Source organism: Pedobacter jeongneungensis, assembly GCF_000633455.1.
Taxonomy (GTDB): Bacteria; Bacteroidota; Bacteroidia; order Sphingobacteriales; family Sphingobacteriaceae; genus Pedobacter; species Pedobacter jeongneungensis_A.
Map to the genome: position 1 here is coordinate 144,032 of NZ_AYMG01000019.1, position 20,453 is coordinate 164,484.

Sequence of the window (20,453 nt, forward strand, 5' to 3'; positions counted from 1 at the left end):
ACAGAAAAACCATTCAAGTTATCTCTCTAATAAAGGAGACAAGAGATGTTCGTACCATTTCCTGTTGCAGTTAGAGATGAACGAGTTCTGTGCCAGATCAGTCTGTACGCAGAATACAATAAGTTATCTAAGCTATAATGTTTTAACCCCAAATTCAATCATGAATTTTAGTACTTTCTTAAACACCGTATTTAAGATGCGGTGTAAACCTGCACAATTAATATTGGTGATGAAATTAACAACAATATTTTTATTAGCAAGCCTCTGCCAGGTAAGCGCAAGTGTTTACAGTCAGAATATTACATTGAAACAAAAAAATGTTTCAATGGAGGTCATCTTCAAGTCGATAGAAAAACAAAGCGAGTATGTTTTTTTATACGATAATTTAGAACTTTCTAAAACGCAGAAAGTTACTGTTAATGTCACAAATTCACCTGTTGAGCAGATTTTGGACTTATGTCTCAAAAATCAACCGCTTAGTTATAAAATATTCGATAAAACGATAGTGTTAAGAAAAAAAAACGATGATCTTGTGTATAAGTCGGTTTTTTTTGAAATCATAAACGGAAAAGTTACCGACGAAACTGGTCAGCCAATTGTAGGAGCAAGTATCTTGGTAAAAGAGTCAAAAATCGGTGCAACAACTGATGCAAACGGTATGTTCTCTTTAAATGCATCGAAAGGTGCAACCCTGGTCGTTTCATATATCGGTTACACTTCTCAGGAAATTATTGTAGGAGATAGTAAAAATTACAACATTTCTTTAGTACCGACTGTAAGTAATTTAACCGACGTGGTGGTTACAGCTTTAGGTATAAAACGTTCTGAGAAATCATTAGGCTACGCGGTACAAAAAGTAGAAGGTAATACATTAACATCGGCTAAAGGAGTGAATGTAGCCACATCCTTAACCGGGAAAGTTGCCGGTTTAAATATTAAAAACAGCACAGAGTTTGCGGCCAATCCCTCCATTGAGCTTCGGGGTGCTAACGCATTATTGGTTGTTGACGGAGTGCCGTACACCAGTTTATCTATCGATAATATTTCTCCTGATGATATTTTAGACATCAGCGTTTTGAAAGGAGCAACAGCATCTGCTTTATATGGCAACAGGGGCGGTAATGGTGCAATTATGGTAACTACCAAACGAGGAAATAAAGAAGGAGGCCTCGTGGTAGGTTTTAATAGCAGTAACATGTTTTCGTCTGGCTTTTTGGCCTTTCCTGAGGTGCAATCTTCCTATAGTTCGGGCAGTGGAGGAAAGTATGGCGTAGGAGATTATGTTTGGGGAGATAAACTGGATATTGGCAGAACAGCAAGTCAATATAACCCCAGTACATATAAATTCGAAGATATGCCATTGGTATCAAAAGGAAAAGATAATCTGGCCAATTTTTTACAACAGGGCTTTATTTTAAATAACAATTTGAGCATCAGTCAATCCGGTAAAAACGGAAGTATGCGTGCTTCATTTTCTCATGTGTATAACCAGGGGCAATATCCAAACACCAAACTGAATAAAATTATTGCCAGTATCTCCGGCGATATAAAAGCAGGCAATTTTAGTTTAGACGGTGGTTTTACTTTTAATAAAAGGTATTTCCCTAACAATATAGGTACAGGCTATGGTGGTGGCGGATATTTATATAACCTGGTGGTATGGTCGGGAACTGAATATGATGTACGCGATTATAAAAATTATTGGGTTGCCGGTAAAGAAAACATATTGCAAAACTGGATGGAAAATACCTGGTATGATAATCCTTACTTTATTGCGAACGAAATTTTGCGTAGCGATGATTATAACCTAACCAACGGATATGTTAATGCGAGCTATGATATTAAACCCTGGTTTAAGGCTATTTTCCGCTCTGGCATTGATACCTACTCGCAAACCAATGAATACAGAAATGCCATTAGTGCGGTAGGTGGCTGGAATAAAAAAGGTTACTATAGTATAACCAAAACCGATGCATTTAACATTAATAACGATTTAATATTAACGGCTAATGGAAAAATTGGCGATTTTCGGGTTGATGGTTTAATAGGTGGGTCAATATATTACAGAGAAAAAAATTACCTTAATGTAGAAACCCAGAATGGAATAACAGTGCCGGGTTTTTACGCGCTCTCAGCCTCTGTAGATCCAGTTAAAAGTACATCCTATTACAAAATAGCTGATAAGGACAGTCAAATTGGCAAAAAACAGGTAAATAGTTTCTACGGAAAAGCTTCATTTTCTTATAAAAACATTGCTTTTGTAGATGTAACCGGTAGAAATGACTGGTCATCTACCTTATCTTCGCAACAACGTTCTTTCTTTTATCCATCGGTTTCGGGCAGTTTTATTGTTTCTGAATTAATTAAATTTCCAAATTGGGTAGATATGGCCAAACTACGCGGTTCATGGACAAAAACAAAATTTGATCTAGGCGTTTATGACTTAAACAATAGCTACAGCATTAATACTAATGTTTGGAATGGAGCAAGCACAAGCAGTTATCCTACTTCAATTAGAGGGGCAGATATTTTACCACAAACCAATAGAAGTTATGAATATGGTGCAGCTTTCGCATTCTTAAAGAATAAAATACATCTCGATGCAGCCTATTTTAACACCTTATATTACAATAGAACAATTTCATCAACGGTAAGCAGTAGTTCTGGCTTTAACAGCGTATTAATCAATACAAAAGAAGAGTTAAAAAGAAAAGGAGTAGAATTATCGGCCGACGGAACGATAATATCTAACGGTAATTTTAGCTGGAATACGGGATTGAACTGGTCGACTAACAGACGGTATTATGCCAAATTAGATCCGGTTTACTCAAGTAAACAACAATGGGTTACCGAAGGGAGCAGGTACGACTGGGTAAGTGGCAATGAATATGACAGGGCACCAGACGGACAACTAATTTTACAAAACGGATATCCTACTGATAGTCCACGTGCTACTGTATTGGGCTATTCAGATCCCGATTGGATATGGGGTTTTAACAATACCTTCAAATATAAAAACCTGAGCCTGTCTTTTTCATTTGATGGAAGGGTTGGTGGTAAGGCTTACAATAATATGGTGGGATACATGTGGAGCTCGGGTACTCATATTGATAGCGATAACAGCTGGAGATATGATGAAGTAGTAAACGGTAAAGAAACTTTTAAACTCGATGGTGTTAAAGTAGTTTCAGGAACAACTACCAGAGATACTTACGGTAATATTCTTACTGATACCCGTGTGTTTGCACCAAGTACCGATGTTATATCGTATGAGGATTACTCAAGGAACTACCGTGGTGTACAGGATTACTTTACCCAAACCTTCTTTAAGTTAAGGGAGCTTTCCTTAACCTATAATATCCCGGCAAAATTTATCAAACACGCGGGGATGAAGAGTGCGTCTATAGGTTTTGTTGGTCAGAACATGTTATTATGGACTAAGGAGTGGAAATTCTCAGATCCGGATGTTGGAGGAGATAACCTGAATTCACCTTCAATAAGATATATGGGTTTTAATGTAAAAGCTAACTTTTAAAACAACGAAAATGAAAACATATCATAAAATATTCTTTTTGGTGCTGATGAACTTAATACTTTTTCAATCGTGTAAAAAGTTTGATGAAATCAATACCAATCCAAATTCGCCTGTTACTACCACAGCTTCTTTATTAGCCACCAACCTGATTTTAAACATTACACGTCCATCTGAAGGAAATAAAACATCTTCGGCAATGACCAGTAAACAGATGGCCTGGGGAGAATTACCACAGGGCGAGCAGTATAATAATTATGGAAGTGCAGGTTTTGGTACCATAACGATATTAACCAATGTTCAAAAAATGATCAATGCAGCGGCCGCGGCTGATAAACCAGCTTACACTGGTTTGGGTATGTTTATTAAGGCCTATAAATTATATTATTTATCATTAAATGTAGGAGATATTCCTTATTCGGAAGCATTGAATGGCGAAACTGGAAATACACAGCCCAAATACGATACTCAAAAGCAGGTAATGCAACAAGTATTAAAAGATTTAGAAACATCGGCAAATTCTTTTGCAGCAGCGAAAAACTTTACCGGAGATCCTGTTTTTAATGGTAATGTAGATAATTGGAGAAGGGTTGTTAATGCTTTTCGCTTAAAAGTATTAATCAGTCTATCTAAAAAAGAAACCGACCCTGATTTAAAAATTAAAGAAAGCTTTGCTCAAATTTTAACCACCCAACCTTTATTACGCAGCAATAGTGATAACCTGCAATTGGTATTTTCTGATAAAGCAAACCAAATTTACTGGTTCAATAGTACGATAAGTAAGTTTACGAGTTATGCTATGGTTTCCTCTGTAATGACAGATACTTTGAAAAAATATAACGATTACAGGTTGTTTTACTATGCCGCGCCATCGGTATATAAATTACAAACAGAAGGAAAATTACCCAGCGATGCTGATGCCTATATAGGTACCGACCCAACAGCTGTATTTTCTAGTGTATCAGCCGCATATACTTCTAAAAAGTATTCACAGCTTAATTTGCGCTATACAGGTTATGCTCCTGGCGAACCTTTGGTACGTATAGGCTTTGCTGAGCAGAATTTTATTATTGCAGAGGCAATTGTAAGGGGTTGGGCAACCGGAACGGCTAAAAATTATTACGAAGAAGGCGTAAAACAGGCCATGAATTTTGTTGTAAATGTTACACCTGATGATGTGAAATACCACAGCGGTAAAAAGATTACCCCGGCATACATTGGAACTTACCTTGCCGACGTAAACGTTGCCTTTTCTGCAGCTTCCGATAAGCAATTAAAGCAGATTGCAATACAAAAGTATTTGATGTACTTTATGCAATATCCTTATGATGCTTATTATGAATTCAGGAGGTCTGGTTATCCGAAATTACCTGTTAATCCGGCAACAAGTACCAATCCTTTTGATAAAAACAACATCCCTGTTCGTTATACTTATCCAGGTGAAGAATACAATTATAATTTGGAAAATTTAAAAACTGCTTTGAACAGGCAATACGATGGAAATGATAGAACAGATGGAGTAATGTGGCTTTTAAAATAAATTTTACGCTTTCTAAAGTCCTTCCAAATCCGGAAGGACTTTTTTGTAAGAAGTAATCCATTCGTCAAATATATCAGCGCCCCCGTTTTTTTAAAAGCATATTCCTACTTTGGTTTTTTATTTTAATCGAAATGATCGCATTGTATATCATCTTAGTTCTGGTTATTGCATTTTTTGTAATCATCAATCTCCCGGTTTTTGGCCGTTTACCCAAAAATCAAAGGTTAACGAAAATCCACCAATTGCCCAATTATAGGGAAGGCGCTTTGCAAAATCTGTCATTTACTCCAATGCAGCCCGAGGGTGTAAGCTTTTTTAAAATTTTAAAAGCATTCTTTTTTGAAAAGCATCCCAATAAATCGCCAGATAAAGCACTCCCTTTTGTAACGCCCGATATCTCAGGAAAGCCAAAAAGCGATGCTCCAGAAATCATCTGGTTCGGTCATTCTTCTTACCTGATCAAGGTAGAGGGGTTGAGGATTTTGGTCGACCCGGTATTTAGTCAAACACCTTCACCATTTTCGTTTATAGGTAGTAAAGCTTTTAAAGGAACTGATGTGGTAAATGCCGAAGATTTTAAAGATATTGACATCCTGGTGATCACGCATGATCATTACGATCATCTGGATTATCAAAGTATCTTAAAAATTGCACCACAGGCCAAAACCATTGTGACTTCTTTGGGAGTAGGTGCTCATTTAGAGCGATGGCGGATTCAAACAGAAAAAATAAATGAATTAGGGTGGAAGCAGTCTGTTACTTTATTCAACAATCTGACCATAACTGCTGTTCCTGCAAGGCATTTTACCGGTAGGAAATTTAAAAGAAATCAGACCCTTTGGTCAGCCTTCGTATTGCAAACTGCTAACTATAAACTGTTTTTAGGCGGCGACTCAGGCTACGATACACACTTTGCAGAAATAGGAGAGGAATTTGGTCCGTTTGATCTGGCACTATTAGAATGCGGTCAGTATAATGCATATTGGCCTTATATTCACATGTTTCCTGAAGATACGGTGCAGGCTGCCATCGATTTAAAAGCTAAGGTATTGATGCCCGTGCATTGGGGTAAATTTAGCCTCGCCATGCACCCGTGGAACGAACCTATCAAACGTGTTGTTGCAGCTGCATCGGTAAAAACTTTTCCGTTAGTAACCCCAAAATTAGGTGAAACCGTTCTATTAAATGGAAATTTCCCTAGCGAGAAATGGTGGTTAACAGAATAAAAACTAAACAATAACGTACTACTGGTGTTTAATTTCTAAACTCAAATCGAATTATGAAAACTGATCTTGTAGAAATTTTTCAAACCATTAGGGCAGGAATACAACCTTACGCTACGAGGGGATACACGGTACACGAAAACTCCGAAACCGGCTACGATTTATATAGCGAGAAAAATATAGAGTTAGACGGTGAAAAGGTTACAGAACGCTTTTTTACAGGTGTTTATATTAACGGGAACGAGGTAGAAGTTAAGGTCAATACAAGCGAATTCTCTTCAACCAACCAACAACTTACTTCTTTCGGTGAAAATACCGATGGATTAAAAATTGCGCAATTGGACGATACTAAATTAAAGGAAGTAGAAACCCTGGTCGAAATTATCCATACCAACTTTAAAGAAAAAGAATGGATTTAGAAATTTGATGGTTAAATTTGCAGCAGATAATTTTTCTCCATAACCTTCTGCTGATTGAACATTTTAAATCCTGATTATAACTGGCATCAACAATTAAGTTTAGCATTGGCTAACCATAAAATTGAATGCCATTTTTTTTTGGTTGATGAATTTCAGCTCTTAGAGGTGGATAAAAAATTGCTGATCAATTTGGTTCATTTAGATAATCAGTTCAAACCAGATGATTTAATCAGACTTAAAGAAAAATATTGCCGAAAAAATATCAAACTCATTCACCTTTGGGAAGATGTTTGGCTGTCAAGGCCTGATCATGTTGTGGCCAGGATAAAATCGTTACTTGGGCAGAATATCAGGATTCATGGTAGAAAAACAAAGGCTGCTAAAATTACCAAACCTGTTGCTGATGCTTTTTTAATCGAAAACCATTTGCAAGGCCCCGTGAGCAGCCGTTATAAAATCGGTTTGTTTGAAAAAGATGAACTTGTTGCGGTCGCCACTTTTTCTGCACTGAGAAAAATGAATCATACCGAAAATTACAAATCTGCAGAGTTGATCCGGTTTGGCGTTAAAGCTGGCCACTCCATTACCGGTGGATTAAGTAAGTTGATTACTTATTTTGCAGAAACCTATAAACCCAATGATCTGATGACTTATGCAGATTGCGATTGGTCGGCAGGAGAGGCCTACCTTACCTTAGGGTTTATACAAACCACCATCCTGGAACCTCAAATTTATATACTCGACGAAAATTTAAACCGACAACTAAAAAAGGATAACCAGCTTTCAGCTACAGAAGTATTCAATACAGGAAGTTTAAAATTCATCCTTAAATTTTAATGAACAGCCATAACCTCATCATTATTTTAGGTGCAACAGCATCAGGTAAAACAAAACTTGCTGTGCAGGTTGCAGAGGCCTTAGGTGGAGAAATTATCAGTGCAGATAGCCGCCAGGTTTTTAAACGCATGGATATTGGTACGGGTAAAGACCTGCAGGAATATGAGATAAACGGAAAAATTATTCCTTATCATTTGATCGATATTTTAGAACCAGGCGAGCGTTACCATGTAGATGCCTTTAAAAACGATTTTTACAAAGCTTTTGAAATTATAACCGAGCAACAAAAAATTCCTATCCTTTGCGGTGGCACGGGAATGTACATCCATAGCTTACTTCAAAATCAAACTTTTACGGCAATACCCGTTAATCAGGAGTTGAGAGATCAGCTGGATTTATTATCCAAAGATGAACTGATTTTGAAAATACAAAGTGATAAAAATCAAAATACTGATCACGTTGATTTATCTTCAAAAAAGAGATTAATCAGGGCTTTAGAAATAGCTGAGTACTTAAAAGACCATAAGTTGGAAACAGTTGAAAGGCCAGAAATTAAACCCATCATTTTTGGTTTGAAAAATGAAGTGGAATTCACGAGGGCTAAAATCCTGAAGCGGTTAGATGAAAGGTTTGCCTCTGGACTGATCGAAGAGGTAGAACAGTTAATTAAGGATGGTATCAGTAAAGAAACTTTAATTTTTTACGGATTGGAATATAAGTTTATTGTGAATTACCTGGATGGGCTGTTTACCTTAGAGGAGTTAAAACTTAAACTGGGCATTGCCATTTGCCAGTACGCCAAAAGGCAAAATACGTTTTTCAGAAAGATGGAAAAGGACAATGTAAACATTATCTGGCTTGATGCAGTTGCTTCAACAAACCATTTAAAACAGTTGATTTTAGAAAAAGTTTCAGTTCAATTAAATTAATATAGATTAGTCATCTTAAGGTTGGTTTATGAGGTGAAATACCTTGAAAAAGCCCTTTTGGCACAACCTTTGTGTTTGTTGAAGCATATTAGTTTTAACTCAAAATCATCCTTAAAATGAAAACAATTACTAAAATCATTGCTACTTCAGCAGCTGTAGTGGCATTATTCTTTTCTACCAATGCAAATGCACAATCTCGTAATCTAGGAATAGGACTAAATGTTGGCGCTGGTACATCTACTGGGTACGGTTTGGTGTTAGGTGGAGATATTAGGTATCAATTTAATGTTGATAAACAACTGTCTATTCCTGTGACTGCAGGATACAATAACTTTTCTATTAAAGACTCTTACGGAGGTGGAAGTTTTGGTGTTATCCCTGTTAAAGCTGGAGCAAAATACTTCTTTAATGATTCTGGTGCCGGTGCTTATGGTTTAGCAGAACTTGGTGCAGGCTTTGGAACAAACAAAGGTTCTGGAACATCATTTGTTTATTCTCCAGCAATTGGTTACGCATGGAGTAATGGCTTAGATTTAGCCGCGAAATATGAAGGTTATTCAAATAATGGTAGCATTGGATTTGCCGGTATTCGTTTAGCTTACGGATTCAGCTTGTAAACAGCTAATTCCAAATAATACTGAAAGCCTCCTTTTTAAGGGGGCTTTTTTTATTTCATAACATTCTGAAAAAAATGAAAATATCAAAATCCACAAATGATATTTTAACGTATATGAATTAAACCCTTAATTAATAACTTAAAATATCTGACAATGAAAACAATTACTAAACTTTTTGCAACAAGCTTAACCGCATTGGCAATTTTAACCACATCAAATTTAAAAGCACAAACAATGGATTCGACACAGCCAATGACAACCGGAAGCGGCATGGCTTTCAAAATTGGTGTTGGCGTAAATGGTGGTTTATTTCCTGACCGTTCTGAAATGGATTATGGTTATGGTGCAGACGTAAGACTTCAGTATGATTTAAGTCCTTATGTAGCGCTTACTGCTTCTGGTGGTTATACCAGACTGAAATGGAAAGGAAGTCCGCTTAAGTTCGAATTTATTCCTTTATTAGGTGGTGTTAGGGTATTCCCGATTGAAAGAATGTATTTAAGCACTGAGCTAGGATCTGGATTGGCCATTAAAGACGGCGCCAACATGAACTTTATTTATACTGGTGGTTTAGGTTACGAATGGAAAAACGGCCTGGATCTTGGTGTAAAATACGAAGGTTATGTAAACAATAGCGCTTCTGATCTTTACTTCATGAAAACAGGACAGTTTAACCTTAGACTGGGATATAATTTCAAATTATAATTAAAACATCATAATATCTTGCGAGTCCCGATGAAAATCGGGACTTTTTTATTGATTTAATATTTTAATTGCTATTTTGAGCCGAAAACCAAATACAATGAAAAGAATATTCGGAATAGCCATACTTACTGCTTTAATGGCCTGCAACCAGGCAAATAAAAATTCTACAGCAGCTACAGACTCGACAAAAACAGATTCAGTTGCAGTTAAAAACGAAGTTGCAATAAAAGACAAACAGAAATCAGCAATTTTTAACCAATACGTGGTTTTAAAAGACGCGCTGGTAAAATCTGATGCTGCAAATGCCCAAAAATCTGCTGTTCAGTTACAAACCAGTTTGGCTGCCTATAAAGGCTGTGAACCAACAGCTGCTGTTGCCAGTAAAATTGCAGCGAGCAGTGACCTCATTTCGCAACGGAAAGATTTTACCGTTTTAAGTGCCGATTTAATCGCTTTGTTAAAAGGAGCCGAAATTGAAAAAGGCACTATTTATGTTCAGCATTGCCCCATGGCAAACAAAGGAGATGGAGGCGACTGGTTATCAACTGAAAAAGAAATCAGGAATCCTTATTATGGTAAAGAAATGCTGGAGTGTGGAAGAGTGGCTGAGGAGATCAAGGCAAAATAAAATTTCAAAAGATGTATAATTAAGCATGATTGTTACGTCATTTTGACCAATTATTCATATTAATTTAACAGATTTGTTATGCATGTATATTAATTTTATATAATTTAGAAAGCTATAAACACAATACAATAATATGTCAGATATTGCAGAGATTAAAGTTGATGGTAAGACAATAGAATTGCCAGTAATAACAGGAACAGAAGATGAGAAGGCCATTGATATTTCAAAACTAAGAGATCTTACAGGCTTTGTAACTTTAGATACTGGTTTTAAAAATACGGGTTCTACAAAAAGTAAAATCACTTTTTTAGATGGTGAAAAAGGCATTTTAAAATACAGGGGTTATTCTATTGAAGAACTTGCAGCAAAATCAAGTTTCTTAGAAGTGATTTATCTGATTATTTACGGCGACCTTCCAACGCAAAAACAACTGGAAGATTTACAGGCCGATATCAGCAAACATACCCTGATCCATGAGGATATGAAAAAATTCTTTGATGGTTATCCGTCAAGATCGCATCCGATGGGGCAATTGGGTTCATTAATATTTTCACTTTCTACATTTTACCCTGAATGTTTAAAGCCAAATCAAACCGCAGAAGAGCAGGATTTAACCATTATTAAGTTATTGGCTAAATTCCCAACCATTGTTTCTTTTGTTTATAAAAAATCATTGGGCCACCCGCTTATTTATCCAAAAAATAAATATGATTATGTTACCAATTTCCTTTGGATGACATTTGGCCAACGTACTGAAGATTATGATGTAAACCCGATCGTTGTAAATGCGATGAACAAATTACTGATTCTGCATGCAGATCACGAGCAAAACTGTTCGGCATCTACGGTACGTATTGTAGGTTCATCTGACTGTAATTTATATGCTTCAATCGCTGCAGGTATTGCTGCACTTTGGGGACCGCTACATGGTGGAGCAAACCAGGCTGTTATTGATATGCTCGAGCTGATCAAAGCTGATGGTGGTGATACAGAGAAATGGATTGCTAAAGCGAAAGATAAAAATGATCCTTTCCGTATGATGGGCTTTGGACACAGGGTTTACAAAAACTTTGATCCAAGAGCTAAAATCATTAAAAAAGCATGTGATGATATCTTAGAAAATTTAGGTATTGATGATCCTATTTTAGAGATCGCTAAAAAACTGGAAGAAGCAGCTTTAACCGATCAGTATTTTATCGACCGTAAATTATATCCAAACGTAGATTTCTATTCAGGTATTATTTACCGTGCTTTAGGCTTCCCTTCAGAGATGTTTACCGTTCTTTTTGCTTTAGGTCGCTTACCTGGATGGATTGCACAATGGAAAGAAATGCATGAGAACAAAGAGCCGATAGGTCGTCCTCGTCAGATTTATGTTGGCGAAACTGATAGAGAATTTGTTGAGCTTAAAGACAGAAAATAATTGCAATAAACGCATAAAAAAACCACTCGAAAATATCGGGTGGTTTTTTTGTGCATTTATTTTTTTTTATCGGCTGATCCTTATATCGACTGCAGCATAATTCCGAAGTCTGAGGAGAGAGCTTTTTTAAGTTAGATTTTTTGAATAGCTGTGAAGTAAAATCGACGTAATTTGCATTTTTTTTTGGATCTAAAGTGGTCTTTTAGAATACAGGCCACTTATTTAGGTTATAATTCTAAAATTCATATTTTTTTTTCACATAGAATTAATGTGTGATCACATTTCTTTTAAAAATAGTTTAGGCATCTTGATAACCCACTTTAATAAAGCACGGAATTTAACCAAGGACGCTGTCAATCCCAAGAGCCGGGGAAATCAAAAAAAACAGTTGCAGTTTAGGTAAATTGGCAGCACCAAACCTGAAACGCAGTGGTTTTGTGTTCATTTTCGATGGATTTTTTTTAAAAAAAGTATTGAACACAAAACAAAGTGCCGCTGTTTTTTTGATGCGCATGAGATTGAGCAAAGGCTCATTGCTGGATTGATGAAGCATTTTTGCATACTTTTGATGCCTCAAAAGTTTGATGCCGTGCGGCAGAGAGCACTAAAAATAATTTCAGTAATTTGTGTCCACACGATAGGTGCAGGCGGTAATCCCAAAGTGCTCAGCGAAGCTAATCTTAAAGCTTATTACATTACGATTCCCAATCAGGTTGGGAATGACGATCCCTCGCAGCACACCATTTGCAAAAGAAAACGCCATGTGCATTAAATAAATAATCCTCGAAATAGCGATTCTGTTAAGTAGCTACGTAATAAATCAAATTGATCATTGCCATTTCTGATAGCTTAAAAGCAACAGCATACAAAATTAAAATCCAGAAGATTTTAAAAATTGTACTCCAGGTTTTACGTTGATAAAAAACAGTAAGTGCCTTAAACATGTACCAAAACAAATATACGGTTACAACAACCTCAAGAATATTACTTACTATAGAATGCTCCCCAAACACATGTTTCATAATAGGTTGGGTAATAATCGAAATGATAAAATAAACCATCATCCCATGAATGGTAAAAATCAGGTGATCTAAATAATAGATATGGTTTTTTCTGAAATTGAGCATAATAAACCATGCCAGTAAAGGCATCAATAAAAAGTATTGCTTTGGGCGGTTATGCTCTAAAGTTTCCTGGATCACTTCCGATTTCTCTCCAATGGTAATCGCCCGTTTTTTGATCAACCTTTCATACCAACTGTCTTGCTCAGCCACAGGTAATTTTTTCTGACGAGATAAATAGGCTGCATAGGTACTATCGTTCCTTTCAATATGGATCTCATTATATTCTTCCAGTATATCCGAAATAGAATCAGATTTAAGCGTTATGTTTTCTGATTTAAGCCTGCTTAATTCTTTTTCCTGATCAGCAAAGCCTAATTTTATAAATGCTTTCTTTTGAATTGCCTTGTTAATCGATTTTGTGGCTTTATCTGCAATAGTTTTAGATACTCCTGTAAGTTTCAGCGCATTTTTTACACTATCACTTATATCATCGCCTTTTTTGCTTTCAATACTGATATCATCATGTTCTGGATCCTTTTCTACATGTTTTGGCGAATAAACCACCAAAAAATATACAATGGATACAAAGATGTACATGCTCACCGGATTGATGTAGCGGGCTCTTTTACCAGCTAAATAATCGAGCGTAACCTGTCCGGGCTTTGTTAACAGAGGAGATAGCGTCTGAAAGAATTTATTGTCGAAGTGAAAATAATGAGCAATGCTATGACTAATAAAAGTCCAGAAACTTTCTCTTAATTCTAAATTTGGTTGGCCACAGGAGCTGCAGTAGTGTTTCTCGACATGGGAACCGCAGTTTAAGCAATTATGTTCTTTTCTATACTTACCAGCTGACATGAGATGAAATGTACTTTATTATAAATGATTAATGGCTTCTACTTCTGCACGGGTATGTTTGTGTTTAAAAATAACCACAAAAACAACAGCAATTACTAAAACATAAATGGTAAACGATAGCCAGATATTGTGCCAATCTTTTACATCTAAGGCCCTGCTTAAATCACCATTCTGCAATATGCTAATGCCTTTATTTTTTAAAAATTTAAGTAAATGCTCGTTATCCGCTTCGCTTTTTACATATTTTGATAAGGAACCGATATTAGTGTAATAAGTGGTGAAATATTTACTGATCATCCAGCCTGATATTAAACTGCCAAATACGGCACCAAAACCATTGGTCATCATCATAAATAAACCTTGTGCTGATGAACGTATTTTTGGTGTGGTAGAAGTTTCTACAAACAGCGAACCCGATATATTGAAAAAATCGAAAGCCATACCATATACAATGCACGAGGTAATAATCATCCATAGATTGGCCGATGGATCGCCAAAGGCAAATAAACCAAAACGTAACACCCAGGCAAACATGGCAATTGCAATTACCCATTTAATCCCAAACCTTTTCAAAAAGAATGGAATGGCGAGGATGAACAATGTTTCTGATATTTGTGAGATAGATAAGATGATGGTAGAATACTTAATTACAAAGGAATCAGCAAAAACAGGGAATAATTTAAATTCATCTAAAAAGACGTCACCATAGGCATTTGTGAGTTGTAAGGCTGCCCCCAAAAACATAGAGAAAATGAAAAACAATGCCATTTTGTAATCGGCAAAAAGTTTAAACGACTCTAATCCCAACTTTTGAGCAAATGTTTTTTTCTCACTGATTAAGTTTAAAGGCTTACATGCAGGAAGCGTAAAAGAATATAGACCCAATAATAAAGCGCTCACGCCTGCAATATAAAATTGATTTGCACTTGCTTTGTTGCCTGTTAAATTGGTTATCCACATGGCCGCAATAAAACCAACGGTTCCCCAAACCCGAATGGGAGGGAAGTTCTTTACGACATCGAAATTGCCATTTTTTAAAGTGGTGTAACTGATCGAATTGCTTAAGGCAATGGTTGGCATGTAAAAACACATGGCTACCAATATCACCCAAAAAAAAGTATGTGGATCTTCTACCTGAGGTAGGTAGAACATAGTAGCGGCATAAAGTATGTGTAAAATGGCATAGAGTTTTTCTGCATTTATCCATTTATCGGCGATGATACCTGTTATGGTTGGCATAAATAGGGATGCAATACCCATGGTAGAAAAAATGATCCCAAAATCTGCACCGTCCCATTGTTTGGTTCCAAACCAGTAATTTGCAATCGTAATTAACCAGGCAGCCCATACAAAGAATTGCATGAAACTCATTATAGTTAAGCGAAACTTAACGTTCATAATAATAGTTTAGTTTGATTTATTGAAAGTAAAAGCTGAATATAGAACTATTTTGAATGATAATCCAAAATGAGCTTAAATTATTTTAAACAATGTAGCTCATTTTGGTATTTAGCTTTTTATTTATTGATTTTTTAGGAAAATCTGATGGGATATTGATCTGTTGGATATTTTTAAAGAAAAATTAAGATTTTCCGCGTTTATTAAGTTCATCGCGTAACCTTGCGGCTTTCTCGTAAGCTTCTTCTGCTATGGCTTCCTGTAGTTTTTGCTGAAGTTCTTCCAGCGTAAGATCGCCAAAGCCTGGTTGTTTGCCAGCACTTGGCAAGCTGTCTGCTTCGGGTTCTTTTGTTAACGAATCCATATTTTCGAGGAAAAGAAAATCATTTCCTTCGATTACGATCCCCGCAGAAGCAAGTATAAATTCGTAGGTATAGATCATGGCATTAAACCTCACGGCCAAAGCAATAGCATCAGAGGTACGGGCATCAACCTCATGGGTGTTTTTGCCATCGCTGCAGATCAGCTTTGCATAAAAAACACCATCAACCAGGTTGTAAATAATCACTTCCTGGATGTTGATATGAAAAGTATCAGCCATCGACTTAAACAGATCATGTGTTAATGGCCTACTAGGAGTCATTTTCTCAATTTCTATGGCAATGGCCTGTGCTTCAAAAGCACCAATAATTATTGGCAAACGACGGCGACCATTTACTTCTCCTAAAACAAGGGCATAAGCACCAGATTGAGTCTGGCTGTAAGATAAACCTACAATATCTAATTTTACTTTTTTCATATTAATGGTAAGACCTTACAGGTTTTTAAAACCTGTAAGGTCTATAAGAAATTATCCCTTATGTGCTTTTAATGCTTCAATTAATTTTGGTACCACTTCAAAAGCATCGCCAACAATGCCATAATCAGCCACTTTAAAGAAAGGTGCTTCAGGATCTTTGTTGATTACTACAATAACTTTAGATGAGCTTACACCTGCCAAATGCTGGATGGCACCAGAAATACCGATTGCAATGTATAAGTTCGGACTGATGGCAATACCGGTTTGACCAACGTGCTCTGAGTGAGGTCTCCAGTCTGCATCAGAAACTGGTTTAGAACAAGCCGTAGCTGCGCCCAATAAAGCGGCAAGCTCTTCAATCATTCCCCAGTTTTCTGGTCCTTTTAAACCTCTGCCTGCTGATACTACCAGCTCTGCATCCGGTAACGAAACTTTATCAGTAGCCCTTACAATATCTTTAATTAAAGTACCTAAGTCTGATTGTTTAATATCTGCAGCAAAGGTTTCTATAACGGCATCAGTTGCATTTTCTTTAACACCAAAAGCATTTGGATTTAAAGCAATTACTTTGTTAGCAGAAGTTAATTCGGTAATGGCAAATGCTTTACCAGAGAAAGCTGTTTTCTTTACCGCAAATTTACCATCATTACTAGGTAATTCAACAGCTCCGTCAGCCAAACCTGCTTTAAGTTTTACTGCAATACGCGGCGCCAAACCTTTTCCTGAGAATGAGTTAGATAAAACAACGATATCAGCACCTTCTTTTTCGGCTGCAGCAGCAATAACGCTGGCATAAGCCTGGTTTACGAAAGTTTTTAACTGATCGGCGCTTACATTTAGCACTTTAGACGCGCCATATTTGCCTAATTCCTTTAATTCACTTTCTGCAACATCACCAATAGAAATAGCGGTTAACTGAGTTGATTGTTGATCGGCAATGGCTTTGGCATAAGAAACGGCTTCAAAAACAGATTTCTTGAATTTACCCTCAGCTTGCTCTACATATACTAATACTGACATATATTTATCTCTAAATCCCCTGAAAGGGGAATTTTATTTATAATGAAATTGATACTATTAATTATCTCTTTATTTAACAACTGAAAACTTCTAACTGCCAACTATATCACCTTAGCTTCGCTATGTAACAAGCTGATCAACTGTTCTGTTTGATCGGCTGGAATTAACTTTACCGTACCACGTGGAGCAGGAGTTTCATATTTCGTTACTTTACTTACTTCTTCAATAGCAACCGCGTCAACCACTGTTAATGGTTTTGTTCTGGCACTCATGATACCACGCATGTTCGGTATTTTTGGCTCGGCCACACCTTCTGCACAGCTTGCCACAAATTTGCCAGAAACGGTTAATACTTCTTTACCGCCTTCAATTTCTCTTTCAATAGTTGCGGTATCGCCTTCGAAAGTTAATTTTTTAATGATTGATACCGATGGAATATCTAAAAATTCGCCAACCATAGCTGCAACCTGGTTACCGTTATAATCAATAGATTCGCGGCCGGTTAAAATGATGTCAAAATCTTTATCTTTAGCATATTCAGCAATCTGTTTAGCAACAAAATAAGCATCTCTGGGAGCTGCATTTACCCTAACGGCATCATCTGCACCAATTGCCAGCGCTTTTCTAATGGTTGGATCGTTGGCTGCTTCGCCTACGTTAATTACGGTTACTGTTCCTTTACCGCCTTCGGTTAGCTCGATGGCTCTTGATAAAGCAATTTCATCATAAGGATTAACAATATATTGCACTCCCGACGTATTGAATTCGGTATTATCATTAGTAAAAGTTATTTTTGTCGTCGTGTCTGGCACGTTACTGATACAAACTAATATTTTCATATGTTAATAGTGGTTTTTATTTAATGAACGATCCAGGACTATAATTGTTCGCTGTTAATCGATTCATATATGATATCATTATTATATAAGGTCTTTCTGCAAATTTAATTAAAAAAGCAAGGAAATAAAATGTCATCTACCCGTTTAAGTAAGTTATTGGAATTTTTAGAAAGCGATGCTAACGATCCGTTTATACTATATGCCTTAGCCACAGAGTATAACAATCTAAATGATAAAGAAAAGGCTTATTCTTTTTACCTTCAGTTAACCGATAAACATCCTGATTATGTAGGAACTTATTATCATTTAGGTAAATTACTGGAAAAAGACGGGCAAAAAGAGAAAGCGATCGAAACCTACCAGAAAGGAATGCAAGTGGCCCGGAATAAACGGGATATGCATGCCTTCTCTGAATTACAAGGTGCCTACAACTCGGCTGCCGGATTAGATTATGAAGATGATTAAGCACATTTCCAGTTGTCAATTTTCAGTTAACAGTTATTAGTTTTTGAATTAATGCAAACCAAACCCATCGCTGCTAAAAGACAGTGGCTGTTTATCCGAAATGTAATTTTTTTTACCTTCACTTCTTTTGGTGGCGCACAGGCACACCTGGCATTGTTGCTAAAGTATTTTGTTCAAAGTACGAAGTTTATCTCCGAAGAAGAGCTGTTAGAACTAAATGCACTGGCTCAGGTTTTACCAGGACCGGCATCTACACAAACACTGGTAGGGATTGCCTGGAAAGTTGGTAAGCTAAAATTGGCTATTATTACCTTTTTGATCTGGATTTTGCCTACGGCGGCAATTATGACTTTTGCAGCCATTAGTTATGCCTTATTGGATCAAAAACAAAAATTTAACGATATTTTAGAATATATCCAGCCCATAGCTTTAGGCATTGTGGCTTACGGAGCATGGAAACTGGGTAAAAAGGTGTTATCCTCACAGGTTTCTATCTTTTTAGCCATTGCTTCGGTAATTGCTACGCTGGTTTTAAGGAATGCATATGTATTTCCACTATCTATTTTAATCGGTGGAATGATTTCTTCAGCCATCGAAACTCCAAAAGAAGAAACAGAACTGAGGGTTAAGCTTTTTTCGAACATTAACCCCAAAAAGATGATCTACTTTTTAGGTGCTTTGCTGTTATTTGCATTGGTTGGTGCCATTATCAATAGAACATCACCTTTTAGTTTACCCATCCGTTTACTCGAAAATTTTTACCGTAACGGAATATTGGTGTTTGGAGGAGGGCAGGTGCTTGTTCCATTGATGTTTACCGAGTTTGTAGAGATGAAACATTATTTGCCTTCATCAGGATTTCTATCGGGTTTTGCCCTTCAGCAAGCCTTACCCGGACCTACATTTTCTTTTACGAGTTATCTTGGGGCTCTGAGCATGAAAAATTTTGGGTATGGCATGTGGGGACAGATTTTAGGTGGATTAATTGGCGTAATCGGTATCAATTTGCCTGGATTGATCCTGGTTTTGTTTATTGTACCTTTTTGGGATGACCTGAAAAAGATTTCGAGGATCCGTCATAGCCTATCAGGAATCAACGCAGTAAGTGTAGGTTTCATTATTGCTGCATTTGTACTGCTATTAATTCCAATGGGATTTAACTGGCTCTTTTTGGGTATTATGGTGGCTACATTTTTACTACTCAACTTTACGAAAGTAAGTCCGCCAGTTATTGTACTGGCCGGAATCCTGCTTGCTTATATTTTTTAGTATTCTTAAACGCTGTTTTCTAATAAAGAAGATTTAGTTATATCTTCGGCAAAATTTAAAATCAGATAAATTATGAGGAAACTATTAACGCTTCTATTATTAAGCGGGCTAGGGGTAACTACCCAGGCCCAGGAAAAAAACAGTTTTGAAGTAGGATTGCACGTCGGCTATAATGCAGCTACTGTTACAACGAGTACGCAGACCAATAGCGATTTCAGAAGTGGCTTTAACGTAACTGCTGTAGGGGATTATTTTTTTTCAGACAGGTGGAGCATTAAAGCTAAAATTGGTTATGACCAAAAAGGATGGGACAATGGCTATTTAACCAATCTGGATAACGGGCAGAGTTTTGTAACCAATTACGAGATTAATTACTTAACCATTCCTGTAATGGCCAACTGGCATTTTGGAAAGAAAAGAAACTGGTACTTAAACTTTGGGCCATATTTTGGTATTTTGTTAGATGCGAAAGAATCAAAGTTCAGTACAGATTTAAAAGATTTTGTGCACAACCGGGATATTGGTTTCGATTTGGGGATTGGGGTAAAATTACCGATAACCAGTAAGGTAAAGGTATTGTTAGAAGCTGACGGTCAATCGGGTATTACTGATCTGTTTAAACAAAACCAAGGTTACCGCATCAGAACAGGAAGATCAAGTTTAAATGCGGGGTTCCTTTTTAGCTTGTAGAATTTCATTAAATAAAAAATGCCTCAGATGAAAGTGGACTGCCCCCAAAAGTTTAGACAAACTTAATAATTAATTATTTAGGATTTGAGCTCGGTATTCAACCGGGCTCATTCCTTTTAGATTCAACCTAATCCTATTGTTGTTATAGTAATCGATGTACTCATCAATATCATTCTTTAACTCCTCTACTGACAAGTA

At 36.7% G+C, this 20,453-nt stretch carries 20 protein-coding genes; 13 read left to right on the plus strand and 7 right to left on the minus strand.

The window, feature by feature from the left end:
* Positions 1-229 precede the first annotated feature (229 nt).
* The 10 genes from U859_RS0118450 (at position 230) to U859_RS0118495 (ending at position 11,853) form a co-directional block, all read left to right on the plus strand.
* Positions 230-3,535 carry a SusC/RagA family TonB-linked outer membrane protein gene (locus tag U859_RS0118450; RefSeq protein WP_029985940.1) on the plus strand — a complete coding sequence of 1,102 codons (3,306 nt, stop codon included), beginning with the start codon at positions 230-232 and terminating at the stop codon, positions 3,533-3,535.
* A gap of 10 nt (positions 3,536-3,545) precedes the next feature.
* Positions 3,546-5,072, plus strand: coding sequence for a SusD/RagB family nutrient-binding outer membrane lipoprotein (locus U859_RS0118455; protein WP_025144804.1), 1,527 nt, complete (start codon positions 3,546-3,548; stop codon positions 5,070-5,072).
* A gap of 131 nt (positions 5,073-5,203) precedes the next feature.
* The gene (locus U859_RS0118460) at positions 5,204-6,298 is read left to right on the plus strand and encodes an MBL fold metallo-hydrolase (RefSeq protein WP_025144805.1); all 1,095 of its coding nucleotides are present in this window, start codon (positions 5,204-5,206) and stop codon (positions 6,296-6,298) included.
* A gap of 53 nt (positions 6,299-6,351) precedes the next feature.
* Positions 6,352-6,714, plus strand: a complete 363-nt coding sequence (locus U859_RS0118465) for a hypothetical protein (RefSeq protein ID WP_025144806.1) — start codon at positions 6,352-6,354, stop codon at positions 6,712-6,714.
* A 54-nt stretch (positions 6,715-6,768) separates the two neighbouring features.
* The gene (locus U859_RS31220; RefSeq protein WP_025144807.1) at positions 6,769-7,551 is read left to right on the plus strand and encodes a hypothetical protein; all 783 of its coding nucleotides are present in this window, start codon (positions 6,769-6,771) and stop codon (positions 7,549-7,551) included.
* On the plus strand, positions 7,551-8,480 hold the full coding sequence (gene miaA / locus U859_RS0118475; RefSeq protein WP_025144808.1) for a tRNA (adenosine(37)-N6)-dimethylallyltransferase MiaA: 930 nt from the start codon (positions 7,551-7,553) through the stop codon (positions 8,478-8,480). The genes U859_RS31220 and miaA overlap by 1 nt, the downstream gene beginning before the upstream one ends.
* Positions 8,481-8,596: 116 nt before the next feature.
* The gene (locus tag U859_RS0118480) at positions 8,597-9,097 is read left to right on the plus strand and encodes a hypothetical protein (RefSeq protein WP_025144809.1); all 501 of its coding nucleotides are present in this window, start codon (positions 8,597-8,599) and stop codon (positions 9,095-9,097) included.
* Between the two features lie 153 nt (positions 9,098-9,250).
* Positions 9,251-9,802 (plus strand): hypothetical protein, encoded by a 552-nt coding sequence (locus U859_RS31225; RefSeq protein WP_025144810.1) that lies wholly within the window; start codon positions 9,251-9,253, stop codon positions 9,800-9,802.
* A 97-nt stretch (positions 9,803-9,899) separates the two neighbouring features.
* Positions 9,900-10,430: a DUF3347 domain-containing protein gene (locus tag U859_RS0118490; RefSeq protein WP_025144811.1), complete on the plus strand. Its 531-nt coding sequence runs from the start codon at positions 9,900-9,902 to the stop codon at positions 10,428-10,430.
* Positions 10,431-10,563: 133 nt separating this feature from the next.
* Complete coding sequence (locus U859_RS0118495) at positions 10,564-11,853, plus strand: citrate synthase (RefSeq protein WP_025144812.1); 1,290 nt, start codon at positions 10,564-10,566, stop codon at positions 11,851-11,853.
* A 337-nt stretch (positions 11,854-12,190) separates the two neighbouring features.
* On the opposite strand, the gene U859_RS32040 is transcribed toward U859_RS0118495, so the two are convergent.
* From U859_RS32040 to U859_RS0118530, 6 genes are all read right to left on the minus strand, one after another.
* Positions 12,191-12,406 (minus strand): hypothetical protein, encoded by a 216-nt coding sequence (locus tag U859_RS32040; protein ID WP_162799988.1) that lies wholly within the window; start codon positions 12,404-12,406, stop codon positions 12,191-12,193.
* A gap of 247 nt (positions 12,407-12,653) precedes the next feature.
* Entirely contained in the window at positions 12,654-13,775 is a 1,122-nt protein-coding gene (locus U859_RS0118510; RefSeq protein ID WP_084153106.1) for a DUF3667 domain-containing protein, read from the minus strand.
* Positions 13,776-13,793: 18 nt separating this feature from the next.
* The gene (locus tag U859_RS0118515) at positions 13,794-15,173 is read right to left on the minus strand and encodes a nucleoside permease (protein ID WP_025144815.1); all 1,380 of its coding nucleotides are present in this window, start codon (positions 15,171-15,173) and stop codon (positions 13,794-13,796) included.
* 184 nt (positions 15,174-15,357) lie between these two features.
* Positions 15,358-15,972 carry a bifunctional nuclease family protein gene (locus tag U859_RS0118520; protein ID WP_025144816.1) on the minus strand — a complete coding sequence of 205 codons (615 nt, stop codon included), beginning with the start codon at positions 15,970-15,972 and terminating at the stop codon, positions 15,358-15,360.
* Positions 15,973-16,023: 51 nt separating this feature from the next.
* On the minus strand, positions 16,024-16,992 hold the full coding sequence (locus tag U859_RS0118525) for an electron transfer flavoprotein subunit alpha/FixB family protein (protein WP_025144817.1): 969 nt from the start codon (positions 16,990-16,992) through the stop codon (positions 16,024-16,026).
* A 101-nt stretch (positions 16,993-17,093) separates the two neighbouring features.
* On the minus strand, positions 17,094-17,831 hold the full coding sequence (locus U859_RS0118530) for an electron transfer flavoprotein subunit beta/FixA family protein (protein ID WP_025144818.1): 738 nt from the start codon (positions 17,829-17,831) through the stop codon (positions 17,094-17,096).
* A gap of 129 nt (positions 17,832-17,960) precedes the next feature.
* Between U859_RS0118530 and U859_RS0118535 the strand changes: the two genes are divergently transcribed.
* The 3 genes from U859_RS0118535 (at position 17,961) to U859_RS0118545 (ending at position 20,255) form a co-directional block, all read left to right on the plus strand.
* Entirely contained in the window at positions 17,961-18,296 is a 336-nt protein-coding gene (locus U859_RS0118535) for a tetratricopeptide repeat protein (protein ID WP_025144819.1), read from the plus strand.
* Between the two features lie 51 nt (positions 18,297-18,347).
* A complete protein-coding gene (gene chrA, locus U859_RS0118540; protein WP_025144820.1) occupies positions 18,348-19,565 on the plus strand; it encodes a chromate efflux transporter in 1,218 nt (405 codons plus the stop codon).
* A gap of 72 nt (positions 19,566-19,637) precedes the next feature.
* Entirely contained in the window at positions 19,638-20,255 is a 618-nt protein-coding gene (locus U859_RS0118545; RefSeq protein ID WP_025144821.1) for a porin family protein, read from the plus strand.
* A 69-nt stretch (positions 20,256-20,324) separates the two neighbouring features.
* Here the strand turns inward: U859_RS0118545 and U859_RS31665 are convergent.
* Positions 20,325-20,453 (minus strand): IS3 family transposase (locus tag U859_RS31665; RefSeq protein ID WP_162799989.1); only part of this gene is annotated, 129 nt, incomplete at its 5' end.

Excerpts from the sequence above, each read along its gene's own strand:
- U859_RS0118490 (WP_025144811.1), top strand. The coding sequence starts at position 9,900 with ATGAAAAGAATATTCGGAATAGCCATACTTACTGCTTTAATGGCCTGC.
- U859_RS0118530 (WP_025144818.1), bottom strand. The coding sequence starts at position 17,831 with ATGAAAATATTAGTTTGTATCAGTAACGTGCCAGACACGACGACAAAA.
- U859_RS31225 (WP_025144810.1), top strand. The coding sequence starts at position 9,251 with ATGAAAACAATTACTAAACTTTTTGCAACAAGCTTAACCGCATTGGCA.
- U859_RS0118510 (WP_084153106.1), bottom strand. The coding sequence starts at position 13,775 with ATGTCAGCTGGTAAGTATAGAAAAGAACATAATTGCTTAAACTGCGGT.
- U859_RS0118535 (WP_025144819.1), top strand. The coding sequence starts at position 17,961 with ATGTCATCTACCCGTTTAAGTAAGTTATTGGAATTTTTAGAAAGCGAT.
- U859_RS0118495 (WP_025144812.1), top strand. The coding sequence starts at position 10,564 with ATGTCAGATATTGCAGAGATTAAAGTTGATGGTAAGACAATAGAATTG.
- U859_RS0118520 (WP_025144816.1), bottom strand. The coding sequence starts at position 15,972 with ATGAAAAAAGTAAAATTAGATATTGTAGGTTTATCTTACAGCCAGACT.
- U859_RS0118525 (WP_025144817.1), bottom strand. The coding sequence starts at position 16,992 with ATGTCAGTATTAGTATATGTAGAGCAAGCTGAGGGTAAATTCAAGAAA.
- miaA (WP_025144808.1), top strand. The coding sequence starts at position 7,551 with ATGAACAGCCATAACCTCATCATTATTTTAGGTGCAACAGCATCAGGT.
- U859_RS0118545 (WP_025144821.1), top strand. The coding sequence starts at position 19,638 with ATGAGGAAACTATTAACGCTTCTATTATTAAGCGGGCTAGGGGTAACT.
- U859_RS32040 (WP_162799988.1), bottom strand. The coding sequence starts at position 12,406 with ATGCTTCATCAATCCAGCAATGAGCCTTTGCTCAATCTCATGCGCATC.
- U859_RS0118455 (WP_025144804.1), top strand. The coding sequence starts at position 3,546 with ATGAAAACATATCATAAAATATTCTTTTTGGTGCTGATGAACTTAATA.
- U859_RS0118450 (WP_029985940.1), top strand. The coding sequence starts at position 230 with ATGAAATTAACAACAATATTTTTATTAGCAAGCCTCTGCCAGGTAAGC.
- U859_RS0118480 (WP_025144809.1), top strand. The coding sequence starts at position 8,597 with ATGAAAACAATTACTAAAATCATTGCTACTTCAGCAGCTGTAGTGGCA.
- U859_RS0118465 (WP_025144806.1), top strand. The coding sequence starts at position 6,352 with ATGAAAACTGATCTTGTAGAAATTTTTCAAACCATTAGGGCAGGAATA.
- chrA (WP_025144820.1), top strand. The coding sequence starts at position 18,348 with ATGCAAACCAAACCCATCGCTGCTAAAAGACAGTGGCTGTTTATCCGA.
- U859_RS0118515 (WP_025144815.1), bottom strand. The coding sequence starts at position 15,173 with ATGAACGTTAAGTTTCGCTTAACTATAATGAGTTTCATGCAATTCTTT.
- U859_RS0118460 (WP_025144805.1), top strand. The coding sequence starts at position 5,204 with ATGATCGCATTGTATATCATCTTAGTTCTGGTTATTGCATTTTTTGTA.